Source organism: Lactobacillus bombicola, assembly GCF_900112665.1.
Classification (GTDB): Bacteria; Bacillota; Bacilli; order Lactobacillales; family Lactobacillaceae; genus Lactobacillus; species Lactobacillus bombicola.
In genome coordinates, this window is sequence record NZ_FOMN01000001.1 from 76,511 (window position 1) to 90,193 (window position 13,683).

Here is a 13,683-nt window from a genome sequence, read left to right on the forward strand (position 1 = left end):
CGAATGTGCCAGAATTTTTGTGGTATAGTATTAAGGTTAGTGCAATTGGGAGGAAAAATACATGCCAACATTTGTCGATCAAACTAAGATTGAAGTGCAAGCTGGTAAAGGTGGAGATGGTATTGTTGCCTTTCGCCATGAAAAATATGTACCAAATGGCGGACCAGCCGGAGGTGATGGTGGTCGCGGTGGAAGTATTATTTTTGTTGCTGATAGTGGGTTAAGGACCTTGATGGATTTCCGTTATCGGCGCAAATTTAAGGCCGAGAATGGTGAAAACGGTCGTATAAAATCACAATATGGTCGTGGCGCCAAAGATCTCTATTTACGAGTACCGCTTGGTACAACTGTATACGACTTTAACACTAATGAAGAAATCGGAGATCTAACCGAAAATAAGCAAGAGTTAATTGTTGCTCATGGTGGTCGTGGTGGTCGTGGAAATATTCATTTTGCTAATAGTGTTAATACTGCTCCAGAAATTGCTGAAAATGGTGAACCTGGTGAAGATCGTGTTCTACGCTTAGAACTTAAAGTACTAGCCGATGTTGGTTTAGTAGGCTTTCCATCAGTAGGTAAATCGACTTTATTATCAGTAGTAACAAAAGCAAAACCTAAGATTGGGGCCTATGATTTTACTACACTTACTCCTAATTTAGGAATAGTCATTCTTCCTGATGGTCGTGATTTTTCAGTGGCTGATTTGCCTGGATTAATCGAAGGAGCCAGTCAAGGCGTTGGTCTTGGTATTCAGTTTTTACGTCATATTGAAAGAACTAAAGTGATTTTGCATTTGGTATCAATGGATCCAGATAATGGTCGTAGCGCAATTGAGGATTATCAAAAAATTCGTAAGGAACTATTGTCTTATGACCAAAATCTAGAAAAAAGACGTGAAATAATTGTAGCCACGCAAATGGACTTACCTCAAGCTGCTGACAAGCTAGCTAAATTTGAGCAGGATTTAAAACAAGCTGCTATTAATGAAACGGTTTATCCAATTTCAAGTGTTACTCATCAGGGTATTGAGCAATTGATTAATAGTACTGCTACTTTAATAGAGCAAGTAGAGCAAGAACAGGCTAAAGAAAAAATAAAAGCTGGACCAGAGACTAAGGAATATCGATACGAAAAATCTAAGAAAGATGAATTCACGATCGAAAAGCTTGAAGAGCATTTATTTGAAATTAAGGGTGAAGGTTTAGAAAAATTAGTTGCAAGAACCAACCTGGATTATCAAGATAGTATTATTCGTTTAGCTCGGCAATTAAAGAACTTAGGTGTAGATGAAGCACTACGTAAAAGTGGGGCTGTTGACGGTGACGAAGTTGTTATTGGCACATTTAATTTTGAATTTGTGCAATAAATTTAATAGAAAAGTTTGAAAATATGGAAAAAAATCGGTTTATTACAGGATATTCTGGACTCAGAGCATTGGCAGTTATTGGGGTGATTTTATATCATCTTAATCCCGATACTTTTATTGGTGGCTATCTTGGTGTACCGATATTTTTTGTTTTATCAGGATATTTAGTTACTTGTCAAATGTTAAAGTCATATGAAAAAGATGGTTTTTTTGATAACGTAAATTTTTATTGGAGTAGAATTAAAAAATTATATCCATCATTACTTTCGGTCTTATGGCTTTCTTCGGCGTATATATTATTATTTCAGCGCAATTTACTTGCTAATTTATGGCAAATCGTAGTTTCTAATGTACTAAGTGTTTATAACTTTTGGCAAATCTTTAATGGGCAAAGTTACTTTGAACGGTTTGCTGCTAATGAGTCACCTTTTGTCCATCTTTGGACAATGTCAATTAATGGGCAATTTTATCTTTTATGGCCATTAGTCGTTTATCTACTTGTCAAGTATGCAAAGAATAAAAAAGTAATGGTCAAAATTCTTTCGGGGTTTTCTCTACTTTCTGCTCTTGAAATGGCAATTATGTATCGAATTGGTGTTAATATTAATAGGATTTATTACGGTACTGATACACGTTTTTTTGCTTTAGGGATAGGAGCAGTATTAGCCGTATTATGGCCAATAAATAAACTGAAGACCGAAATTAAGCAAAATAAAGCTTATTTTTTGGATGGCATGGGTTTTGTTGCCTTATTTATTATTTTATTGATGTTTTTTAGTCCAGCAATGAATGCTGAAGGACCATTTCCTTATTATGGTGGGATGTTGTTATTTACGATAGCAACAACTATCTTTGTGGCTGTTATTGCTCATCCATGTAGTCACTGGAATAGATGGATGACTAATCCAGTTTTTAATTGGCTCGGTTCTAGAAGCTATGGTATATATTTATATCAATTTCCAGTTATGATTTTTTTCGAAGATAAAATATCTAATCTAGCTGAATATGCTTTTTTATACCATTTATTTGAAATTACGATAATTCTTGTCTTAAGTGAATTGTCATATCGTTTTATTGAAAAGCCATTGAGTAAAATTAGTCTATCTTCTACCAAAAAATACCTAAAAAAAGTTTTAAATTTTAAGACAAAAAATTACGGTTCTAAAATCCAGGCTTTAGTAATAAGTTTAATTTTTATTTGCGGTAGTATTGCTATCATTGTTTCACCAATGGTTAAAGCTCAAGATTATAATCAGTCGCAGTTAGCTGTAAGAATTCGAAAGAATTGTCGGCAGCAAAAAAAAGAGAATCAACTGGCCATTGCCAAAATAAAAAAAAGTAAGAAAAAAGATCAAAAAAGAGCTAAACTAATTAAAGTAGCTAATAAGACTGCAAAGAGCCACCCAGTCAATCGGTTATATAAAAAATATGGAATTTCACAACTTGATTTACAATTAGCACATAAAGTTCAATTAACGGCAATTGGTGATTCTGTTATGGCAAGTTCTAGTAACGATTTAACACGGTTAATGCCTAAATCTATTATTGATGCGGCTGTTTCCAGACAAGTAAACGCATCTTTTGGGTTACTTGACCATTACAAGTCTCAGCATGTCTTAGCTGACAATGTATTAATTGCTTTAGGAACAAATGGAGCTTTTCCAATGTCTGACTTAAATCAACTAATGCAACTAATAGGATCTAAGCGGCAAGTTTTTTGGATTAATACTTATGTGCCCAATAAACCGTGGCAAAATCAGGTCAATCAGTCTTTAGCTAAAGCAGCTAGACGTTATCATAATTTAAATATTATTGATTGGTGCAACTATGCAAAAAGTCATCCCAATTGGTTTTATGATGATCATACTCATCCTACACCAATCGGTTCAAAATATTATAGCGCTTTTGTTGTCAAAGCAATCGTTAAGCATGCAAAATTTTAGAATGGGAAATTTATGGAGTTACAATTTTTAGGTACAGGAGCAGGGCAACCATCAAAGCAACGCAACGTATCAAGCATTGCCCTTAAAATGCTTGATGAATTAAATGAGATTTGGTTATTTGATGTAGGTGAAGCTACGCAACATCAAATTTTGCGGACTAATATTCGAATGCGCAAGATAACAAAAATATTCATTTCACATAATCATGGCGATCATATTTTTGGCCTGCCTGGCTTTTTGGCAACTAGATCATTTCAAGGCGATGTTGGTCCCATAACAATTTATGGTCCCCCAGGCTTAGAACAATTTGTTAGAACTTCTTTAAAAGTATCAAGAACAAAAATTTCCTATCCAATTAGGTTTGTACCGCTAGAAAAGGGTGGCCTGATTTTTCAAGGCAATGGATTTAGCGTTTTCGCAGAAAAATTAGAACATCGAGTGCCTAGTTTTGGCTATCGCGTAGTTGAAGATCCTCATCAAGGTGAACTTTTAATGGATAAATTAGCGCAATATAATATACCTAATGGACCATTACTTGGTAAACTAAAAAATGGGGAGAAAATCGTTTTGGATGATAATACGATTTTGGATGGACGCGATTTTTTAGGTCCATCTAAGGCTGGGCGGATAATTTCAATTATTTATGATACCCGTTCAACGGCAACAATTGCACAGCTAGCTAAAAATGCTGATGTCTTGGTTCATGAGTCTACTTTTGCTGGTAACGAAGCAGATTTAGCGTATTCTTATTATCATTCGACTGCGGTAGAAGCGGCTAAGGTTGCGCAAGCTAATGGGGTAAAGCGTTTGTATTTAAACCATATTTCAGCTAGATACTTAGGTGCAAAAGCAAAAAAATTAGTGCAACAAGCGAAGAAGATATTCCCCAATACTAAATTAGCTAATGATTTTGATCGAGTTATAATTCCAATGAAAGGTGAAGAAAAATGAGCGATTCATTAAGAGATAAAGTGGTTGTTATTACAGGAGCTTCAAGTGGTATAGGTCATTCAATTGCCTTAGAGAGTGCTGGTCGTGGTGCTACAGTTGTTTTAATTGCAAGAAGAAAAGATGAACTTGATCATCTTGCAGCTGAGGCACATGAACTTTCCGGTGCTCCAGCTTATGCATTTGTCACTGATATGGGGGAGAGCGACGCAATTGATGTTACTTTTAAAAATATAATTAAGGTAACAAATCATATTGATTATTTAGTCAATTGCGCCGGATTTGGAAAATTTGGTAACTTTGTCGAGATGGATCGGCGCGAAATAACTGCCATGTTTCAAGTCAATGTATTAGGTTTAATGTATTTTACGAGACTAATTGGTCGAGTGATGATGGACCAAAAGGCAGGGCAAATTATAAACTTTGGTTCAATTGCTGGCAAAATTCCAACAGTTAAATCTGCGGCATACAGTGCATCAAAAGCAGCTGTTATTCAATTTTCTAATGTCTTGCGCTTAGAATTAAAACCCTTTGGCGTTAAGGTGATGACTGTTAATCCAGGTCCAGTTTATACTAACTTTTTTAATATTGCTGATAAAACTGGACATTATGTTGAAAATATTCAAGGATATATGCTTGACCCTGATGATGTTTCTTGGCAAGTGGTACATTATTTTGGTAGCAATAAGCGCGAACTAAATATTCCGATTAGTCTTGCCGTGTATGCGAAGCTGTATAATTTATTTCCAAGTATCGGTGACAAATTATCTATTAAGTATGCTTCCAGAAAGTAGTTAAACCAATGAAAAATAAAATTGATCAGTTAAAATTAATTTTAACTTTAATTCTTAGCTTGTTATCGGTAATTTTTGTAGTTATTAATACTGGCAATGTGGCAATCAATTTTGGTTTATTTAAACTCAATTTACCCTTAATTATTATTTTAGTTTTAATGCTAATTATTGGTGTTTTAATCGGCTGGTTTTGGGGTTCAAATGGACATAATCATGATAAGAATAACTAATATATCTTGATTTATTTGGGATACAATAGTATCATTAACAAACGTGAAGTGTTTAAGGCCCTTATTAATAGTGACCGGAAAACCTAATTTACAATAAAGGAGATCAATTAAATGGCAGTTCCTAAGAGACATACTTCTAAGCAAAAGAAACGTTCACGTCGTGGTCATATCAAATTAACTGTTCCAGCAATGCATTACGATGCAACTACTGGTGAATACCGTTTGAGCCACCGCGTTTCACCTAAAGGTTATTACAAAGGTCGTCAAGTTGCTACAGAAGCTAATAGCAGTGACAACCAATAATATGAAAAAAACACCGATTATTGGTGTTTTTTTTTACCTAAAAGAATCTGTTGAGTAAGAGGAAAATGATGGAAATAGTATTTTTGAGTTCAAGTGACATCCATGGCTATATATTACCGACTGATTATCAAAATTTCGGAACTGAAGATGCTTCTTTTGGTTTAAGTCGAGTAAGTAGCGTAATTAAGTCAGAGCGAGCAAAATATGGCGCTAATAACGTTATTGTAGCAGATACAGGAGATTGCTTACAAGGCTCTCCTTTAGCCGCATATGTTCATACAGCAGATGAGACTGCCCTAAAACAATACACTGACTTATATAATGCTGTTGGCTATGATGTACGCTGTTTAGGAAATCATGATTTTAATTTTGGCCTAACTTATTTAAGCCAATACATTAATTACAATCACTCAACTTTATTAAATGCCAATATTTTAGCAAAGAAGACTGCTCAACCGGCTTTTGGTCAAGGCTACTGTATAATTACTAAAAATGGCATCAAGATAGGCATAATTGGAGTAACAACTAAACGAGTTCCTGCATGGGAACCAGCAGAGAATGTTACAGGCTTGAAATTTTTGTCTGCTTTTGATCAAGTTAGATATTATACACAAATTATACGAGCTGAAGTTGATATTTTAGCAGTTATTTACCATGGCGGCTTTGAAGCCGATATACATACTGGTCAAGCAACAGAACCAAAAACTGGTGAAAACGAGGGATATCGAATTTTAAAAGAAATTCCAGAAATTGATGTTTTTTTAACAGGTCATCAACACCAAAAAATGAGTTTAGAAGCTTTTGATACGGCAATTGTTCAACCTGGATATCGCGGAGAAGCTGTTGGTAAGGTTGTCGTTGAAATAGATGAAGACACTAAAAAAATCCAATCAACAACTGCAAGTTTAATTGATACAAAAGATTATTGCCCTGATAAAGAAATAATTTCTTTATGTTCAGGTTTAAATAAGCAAACTGAAAACTGGCTTGATCAACCAATTGCTTATTTAAATGCTCCAGCAAAAATAGATAACGCTCAAAAAGCTAGACTTCAAGGAGCCCCTTTTGTCAATCTTTTACAACAAATGCAGCTATATTATACTCAGGCGGATATCTCGGCAACTGCAGTAATGAGTGAAACCGCAAAAGGATTCGAGCAAAAAGTAACAATGCGTGATATTTTGCTTAACTATCCGTATGCTAATCAGTTATGCCGTGTAAAATTAACTGGAAAAGAATTAAGACAAATTATTGAACATAGTCTTTCATTTTTAATTAAAAATGATCAAGGTAAAATTGAATTTGCTCCTAAGTATCAGAATCTACTTTTTAATTTTGATACGTTCTATCCTATAAATTATCAAGCTGAAATTGATCGTCCCATTGGGCAAAGGCTAACCAAATTAGAACTTGATGGACAAGAAATTGCAGATGGACAAATCTACCGTTTGGCAGTCAATAATTATCGCGCAATGGGTGGCGGTTTTTATCCCGTCTATAATTTAGACAAAATTGAAGAGATATATGACAAGGATTATGTACAAATGTTTCAAGAATTTTTGACTCAGATTAAGCCGAAGGTTGATTTAGTTAAAAATTATTCTTTTAAATAAAAAAGCAGGCGGTATTGCCGACTGCTTTTTTATTTGAAATTTGAATACTTATTTTTATCTTTAGTTGAATGAGCTGTAATTGTTGGGATAGTTGCTGCAAATAGTAGTCCAAAAATGATACCTACAACTATAGCTTCACCAAAATTAAAGACGTTCTGCGTTAAAGGTGCAGCAATAAAACCAACGATTAACATATAAACAATACTCCAACCAATAGTTACAATATATCGCCCCATAAAAGTTCCCTCTTTCATAGATGAATTTTAACAAAGTTAGCGTTTGATTTCAAATCTTAAAGGTGGTTTTTGGTATACTTATATTAGGAAGAAAGGTGGCATGAAGAATGAAAATGGCTGCGTTGCAGAATATTAGTGCATTTACATTGTTAGAAAGTCCAACAAAAATTAAAGACTTGTTGCTAGCTGCCAAAAAACAAGGTTATGAGGCAATCAGCCTAACAGATATTAATGTTACTTATGGGTTAGTAAATTTTTTCGAATTAGCTCAAGAAGTAGGTATTAAGCCACTTTTAGGAATGCAAATTCGAGTGAATGGCTTAATTGATACTTTTAATCAATATGATTTGATTGTCTTAGCAAAAAATGATGCCGGTTACCGTAATCTTTTACGCTTATCAAGCAGAATCAACCTAAAAACTGATAACGGGACTAATAAAAAAGTTTTGACTTTGACAGAGCTAACTAAAGATTTGACCAATTTAATTTTAATTGTTCCAGCCAATTCTTATAGTGAACTTTTGAATTTGCAAGGACAAGACGAACGATTAGGCAATGATTTTGTACGAAAACTAATTGGGATTATACCCAAATCAAGTGAATTGTATTTAGGAGTTTACGGGTCACCAAAACAAAAAGTTTATATTTCATATGTAAAAATGCTAGCTAAACAATTTAAACTACCCTTAGTTTGCGTTGAAGATACACGTTATTTAAAGCCCGAAAATCAATTCTTACGGCATACTTTAAAATCTGTTAAAAATGGTAGTGTATTACCCGATGTTCAATCTTTAGCAAAGCAAAGTGGCTCGCACTATTTACCTTCAACTGAGGAAATAAGTGAGCGTTACCATAGTTTAGACCTTGATCAGGCAGTCAGCAATACATGGGAAATAGCTAATAAATGTACAGCACAAATTACCTTTCAATTGCCAGTTTTACCTAAGTATAAACAGAATAAGTTTCAAACTTCTAAAGAATATCTTAATGAGTTAGCGCAACAGGGATTGAAACAGCGTTTCAGTGGACAAACTGTGCCAATGCAATATCAGCATCAATTAGATTACGAGTTAAAAGTGATTGATGAAATGGATTTTAATGATTACTTTTTAATTGTATGGGATGTTGTTAGTTATTGTCACCGTGTGAATATTGCTATGGGACCGGGACGTGGTTCAGCTTGTGGTTCACTTGTCTCGTATGCTTTGAAAATTACTGAAGTAGATCCAATTCAATATAATTTGTTGTTTGAACGCTTTTTGAATCCTGCGCGGCATGAAATGCCAGATATTGATTTGGATATTCCAGATAATCGGCGTGATGCTGTAATTAAGTATATGTACGAAAAGTATGGCATGGACCACGCTGCTCAAATTCTTACTTTTGGTACCTTAGCAGCAAAGCAGGTTTTACGTGATACTGGGAGAGTTTTTGGTCTAAGTGAGGCCGAATTGAGTAAATGGTCAAATAGTGTTCCTTTTTCTAAAGGAAAGATTACTCTAAAACAAGCATATGAATCTTCTCCTGAAATGAAACTCTTGGTAAATGCAAATGAAAAAAATAAGCTGTTATTTAAAACGGCGCAAGAATTAGAAGGCTTACCGCGGCACTATTCCATTCATGCTGCAGGGTTAGTTATTAGTGATAATTCAATTGCAGCAATTAGTGGCTTGCAAGCAGGGCAATTTGGGATACCTGTTACTCAGCAAACTAAGGCATATGTTGAAGCTTTAGGACTACTAAAAATTGATTTTTTAGGGTTGCGTAATTTAACTATTTTAGGCGAAACTGAGGAATTAATTCATGCTCAAGGGAAGAAATTTAATGCCAATCAAATTCCACTTGATGATTTTGAAACCCTCAGGTTATTTCAAACAGGTAATACAGGGTTGATTTTTCAGTTTGAATCAAGTGGTATCAAAGAGGTGTTACGCCGGCTTCATCCAGATAATTTTGAAGACTTAGTGGCAGTAAATGCGCTTTATCGACCTGGCCCAATGCAAAATATTTCATCTTTTATTGCTCGAAAACAGGGAAAAGAAAAAGTAACTTATCCAGATGCTAGTTTAAAGAAAATATTAGCGCCAACATATGGTATCTTGGTTTATCAAGAACAAGTTATGCAAACCGCACAAGTTTTAGCTGGCTTTTCTCTAGGAGAAGCCGATATCTTACGGCGTGCAATGTCGAAAAAAAATCAAGTTGTCATTGAACAAGAACGTAGTAAATTTATAGCTGGTGCAATAAAGAAAGGCCGTTATAAAGACGTAGCTGAAAAAGTTTATAATTATATTGCAGAATTTGCTAATTATGGCTTTAACCGCTCACATGCGGTTGCTTATACCAAATTGGCCTTTTGGCTGGCTTTCTTACAGGTTCATTATTCGACTGAATTTTATACAGCAATGTTGAATTCCACAAGTGCAAATCAGTTGAAGACAAATGATTTAGTAATGCAAGCTCAAGAATTGGGGGTGAAAATTTTACCGCCAGATATTAATCAAAGCGGCTTAGATTATGAAATTAAAAATGGAAAAATAATTGTTGGTTTACGTGCCATTAAAAATATCCGTCTTGATTTTTTAAAGCAAATAATTGAAGTTCGAGCAAAAAGTAAATTTACATCTTTTAGTGATTTTTTACGGCAGGTTGATCCTAAATTCATTCAACCCAAAGTGATTCAAACGCTAATTAAAGCAGGTTGTTTTGATCGGCTGGATTCCAATCGCAATGAATTATTAGAAAATAGTCAAGAAATCATTGAAAATGTTGAACTAACAGGTAAAAATATTGCTCTTTCAGAAAGTCTAGGGGGTGTACCACTTAAACAAGCTCCCATGCCTTCGAAACAAGAAAAAGCGCAAATGGAAGAAGAAACCTTAGGCTTTTCAACGCTTACGTCGCCATTAATTGCTGTACAAAAATATGCAGTAAAATTTAATGCCAAGCCTTTGAGTCAATTTAACATAAATGAAACGGGTATCGCCGTTGGAAAATTAATGGCTTTAAAATTAATTAAGACTAAAAAAGGGGCAGCAATGGCTTTTAGTGTGTTTGCTGATTCAACTAGTCGCCAAGATATTGTTATCTTTCCTGGTGTTTATGACCAGTTTAAAGCAAACTTAAAGGTCGGTACTATTTACTTATTAGAAATAAAAGTTCAAAATGATCGTTATGATACAAGCCGAAAACAATATTTATTAAATAAATTAAAAATTGTTAATTTTAAAAGTTAGGGTATCAAATAGCAACTTATTAACTGTTAACGCTAACACATTAAAAGTTAGCCAAAACGGGATAATATATAATTTTTTTGAGATTTTTTTATAAATTAATGTTAGAATTTAACTGATGTGAGAAATTACACAATAAAATCTTGATGAGGTGAATTCATGAAACGAATTGGTATTTTAACAAGTGGCGGGGATGCTCCTGGTATGAATGCAGCTATTAGAGCTGTTACTAAAACTGCTATTCATCATGGACTTGGTGTTGTTGGTATTCGTTATGGTTTTGCCGGGTTAGTTGCAGGAGATTTTGTTACACTAACTGCTGAAAATGTTGACCACTTGATTAATTTAGGTGGTACATTTCTTTATAGTGCTCGTTATCCAGAATTTGCACAAAAAGATGTGCAAGAAAAAGGTGTGGAGCAATTAAAGAAGCACGATATTGATACTGTTATCGTAATTGGCGGTGATGGATCTTATCATGGTGCACTTGCTTTAACTCGCTTGGGCATTAATTCAATTGGTTTGCCAGGTACTATTGACAATGATATTCCATATACTGAATATACAATTGGATTAGATACTGCATGCCAAACAGCCATGCAAGCTATCGATAAAATTCGTGATACGGCAAGTAGCCATCATCGCGTGTTCATTGTTAATGTGATGGGCCGCAATTGTGGTGATATTGCCATGCGGGTAGGTTTAGCAAGTGGTGCAGATGCAATTGTTGTTCCTGAGCAATCATATGATATTAAAGAAATTGCTGAAACATTGAAACGCGGCTTTGCAGATGGCAAGGATAATGGTATTATCGTATTAGCTGAAGGTGTGATGACTGCCGATGACTTTAGAAACGAGCTTTTAAAGTATGGTGATTTTGATGCCCGAGCTAATATCTTAGGTCACATGCAACGTGGTGGTTCACCATCTGTTTTGGATAGAATCAATGCTACAAAGATGGGAAATTATGCGGTTAAGTTACTTCTTGATGGTAAAGGCGGTTTAGCTGTCGGTATGGAGAATGGAAAACTTGAAACTCATGATATCCTTGATTTATTTGATGGAAAACATGACAGTGATGAAACATTAATAGATATTAATAAAGAAATGACTAAATAGTCAATTTGAGGAGATTTTTAGATAATGAAGAAAACTAAAATTGTTAGTACGTTAGGACCAGCTTCTAATGATGTTGCAACTATTACAGCTTTAGCTAAGGCTGGTGCAAATGTATTTCGTTTTAACTTCTCACACGGGGACCATGCTGAACACCTTTCACGGATGAACATGGTTCGCCAAGTTGAAAAGGAAACTGGTTTAGTTCTAGGTATTGCATTAGATACTAAAGGGGCTGAAATTAGAACTACTGATCAAGAAGGTGGCAAGTTTACTATTAATACTGGTGATGAAATTCGTGTTTCAATGGATGATTCACAAGCAGGTAACAAAGATAAAATTCATGTCACTTATGAAGGATTATACGATGACACTCATGTTGGGGGACACGTTTTAATCGATGATGGTTTGGTCGACTTGTTAATCAAGGAAAAAGATGATGCTAACAAAGAATTAGTTTGTGAAGCTCAAAATACTGGTGTCATTGGATCAAAGAAGGGTGTTAATGCACCTGGAGTTGAAATTCGTCTTCCAGGAATTACTGAAAAAGATGCTGATGATATTAAATTTGGTCTTGAACATGGAATTAACTTCATTTTTGCCTCATTTGCCCGTAAGGCACAGGATATTTTAGATATTCGTAAGCTTTGCGAAGATGCTGGTTGTGATTACGTTAAGATTTATCCTAAGATTGAATCACAAGAAGGTATCAATAATGCTGATGAAATTTTACAAGTTTCAGATGGTTTAATGGTTGCTCGTGGTGACATGGGAGTAGAAATTCCATTTATCGATGTTCCATTTGTGCAAAAGGATTTAATCAAGCGTGCTAATGCGCTGGGTAAGCCAGTTATCACAGCCACACAAATGCTTGATTCAATGCAAGAAAATCCACGTCCGACTCGTGCTGAAGTCTCTGATGTTGCCAATGCAGTTTTAGACGGAACAGATGCTACAATGTTATCTGGTGAATCAGCTAATGGTCTTTATCCAATTAATGCTGTTAAAGCGATGGCCGAGATCGATGAAAGAACTGAAGACGAATTGCTTAAGCGCAATACTTTGGCTTTGCAAAGATTTGAAGAGTACAAGGGTTCTAATGTTACTGAAGCAATTGGTGAATCAGTAGTTCGGACAGCTCAAGAATTAGGAGTTAAAACAATTATTACTGCTACTAATTCTGGTTATACTGCAAGAATGATTTCTAAGTATCGTCCAAATGCAAATATTTTGGCTTTGACTTTTGATGAAAAGATTCAACGTTCATTGGGAATTACTTGGGGTGTACAAGCACTACTTACTGACAAGCCTTCATCAACTGATGATATGTTTGAAGTAGCTGCTAAGGTTGCTAAGGAACAAGGTTATGTTAAAGATGGTGATTTAGTAATTATCGTTGCTGGTGTACCGGTTGGTGATTCAGGTACAACTAACTTAATGAAGTTGCAAATTATCGGTAGCAAACTAGCTCAAGGACTAGGTGTTGGTAACGGTTCCGTTGTAGGAAAAACATTAGTAGTTAACAGTGCCGAAGAAGCCAATAGCCAAATTAAAGAAGGCGATATTCTTGTTGCTAAGACTACTGATCCTGATTACTTGCCTGCAATTAAAAAAGCTTCTGGTTTAGTAGTTGAAGCTTCGGGATTGACTTCTCATGCAGCAATTGTAGGATTATCGCTTGGAATTCCTGTTGTAGTTGGGGTAACTGATGCAACTGAAAGAATTGCAAGTAATATAACTATTACTGTTGATGCACGTCGTGGTGCCATTTATCAAGGTGAAATTGCTAACCTTTAATTAGCAGTAATAAATAATTAAAATAGTCAGCCGATTGGCTGGCTATTTTAATTTTAATCAAGTATTCGCCCTTAATTAATATTGACTTATATCACTTTACTATT

At 35.0% G+C, this 13,683-nt stretch carries 11 protein-coding genes; 10 read left to right on the forward strand and 1 reads right to left on the reverse strand.

Annotation, left to right across the window (positions count from 1 at the left end; all coding sequences use genetic code 11):
* The first annotated feature begins 61 nt into the window (after positions 1–61).
* The 7 genes from obgE to BM203_RS00400 all read left to right on the forward strand — a co-directional run bounded on the left by obgE (position 62) and on the right by BM203_RS00400 (position 7,197).
* Positions 62–1,366: a GTPase ObgE gene (obgE, locus tag BM203_RS00370; RefSeq protein ID WP_090091847.1), complete on the forward strand. Its 1,305-nt coding sequence runs from the start codon at positions 62–64 to the stop codon at positions 1,364–1,366.
* 23 nt (positions 1,367–1,389) lie between these two features.
* Entirely contained in the window at positions 1,390–3,309 is a 1,920-nt protein-coding gene (locus BM203_RS00375) for an acyltransferase family protein (protein ID WP_090091848.1), read from the forward strand.
* A 12-nt stretch (positions 3,310–3,321) separates the two neighbouring features.
* A complete protein-coding gene (gene rnz / locus BM203_RS00380; protein WP_090091850.1) occupies positions 3,322–4,260 on the forward strand; it encodes a ribonuclease Z in 939 nt (312 codons plus the stop codon).
* Positions 4,257–5,051, forward strand: a complete 795-nt coding sequence (locus BM203_RS00385; protein WP_090091851.1) for an SDR family NAD(P)-dependent oxidoreductase — start codon at positions 4,257–4,259, stop codon at positions 5,049–5,051. The genes rnz and BM203_RS00385 overlap by 4 nt, the downstream gene beginning before the upstream one ends.
* Before the next feature lie 8 nt (positions 5,052–5,059).
* The gene (locus BM203_RS00390; protein WP_090091853.1) at positions 5,060–5,281 is read left to right on the forward strand and encodes a lipopolysaccharide assembly protein LapA domain-containing protein; all 222 of its coding nucleotides are present in this window, start codon (positions 5,060–5,062) and stop codon (positions 5,279–5,281) included.
* A gap of 111 nt (positions 5,282–5,392) precedes the next feature.
* Positions 5,393–5,584 carry a 50S ribosomal protein L32 gene (rpmF, locus tag BM203_RS00395; RefSeq protein WP_090091854.1) on the forward strand — a complete coding sequence of 64 codons (192 nt, stop codon included), beginning with the start codon at positions 5,393–5,395 and terminating at the stop codon, positions 5,582–5,584.
* A 68-nt stretch (positions 5,585–5,652) separates the two neighbouring features.
* Positions 5,653–7,197 carry a bifunctional metallophosphatase/5'-nucleotidase gene (locus BM203_RS00400; RefSeq protein WP_090091856.1) on the forward strand — a complete coding sequence of 515 codons (1,545 nt, stop codon included), beginning with the start codon at positions 5,653–5,655 and terminating at the stop codon, positions 7,195–7,197.
* Positions 7,198–7,226: 29 nt separating this feature from the next.
* Here the strand turns inward: BM203_RS00400 and BM203_RS00405 are convergent, their stop codons facing one another.
* Entirely contained in the window at positions 7,227–7,433 is a 207-nt protein-coding gene (locus tag BM203_RS00405; RefSeq protein WP_090091857.1) for a DUF2929 family protein, read from the reverse strand.
* Between the two features lie 107 nt (positions 7,434–7,540).
* Between BM203_RS00405 and BM203_RS00410 the strand changes: the two genes are divergently transcribed.
* The 3 genes from BM203_RS00410 to pyk all read left to right on the forward strand — a co-directional run bounded on the left by BM203_RS00410 (position 7,541) and on the right by pyk (position 13,579).
* Entirely contained in the window at positions 7,541–10,669 is a 3,129-nt protein-coding gene (locus tag BM203_RS00410; RefSeq protein WP_090091859.1) for a DNA polymerase III subunit alpha, read from the forward strand.
* Between the two features lie 156 nt (positions 10,670–10,825).
* A complete protein-coding gene (pfkA, locus tag BM203_RS00415) occupies positions 10,826–11,785 on the forward strand; it encodes a 6-phosphofructokinase (protein ID WP_090091861.1) in 960 nt (319 codons plus the stop codon).
* 24 nt (positions 11,786–11,809) lie between these two features.
* Positions 11,810–13,579, forward strand: coding sequence for a pyruvate kinase (pyk, locus tag BM203_RS00420; protein ID WP_090091863.1), 1,770 nt, complete (start codon positions 11,810–11,812; stop codon positions 13,577–13,579).
* The last annotated feature ends 104 nt before the right edge of the window (positions 13,580–13,683 follow it).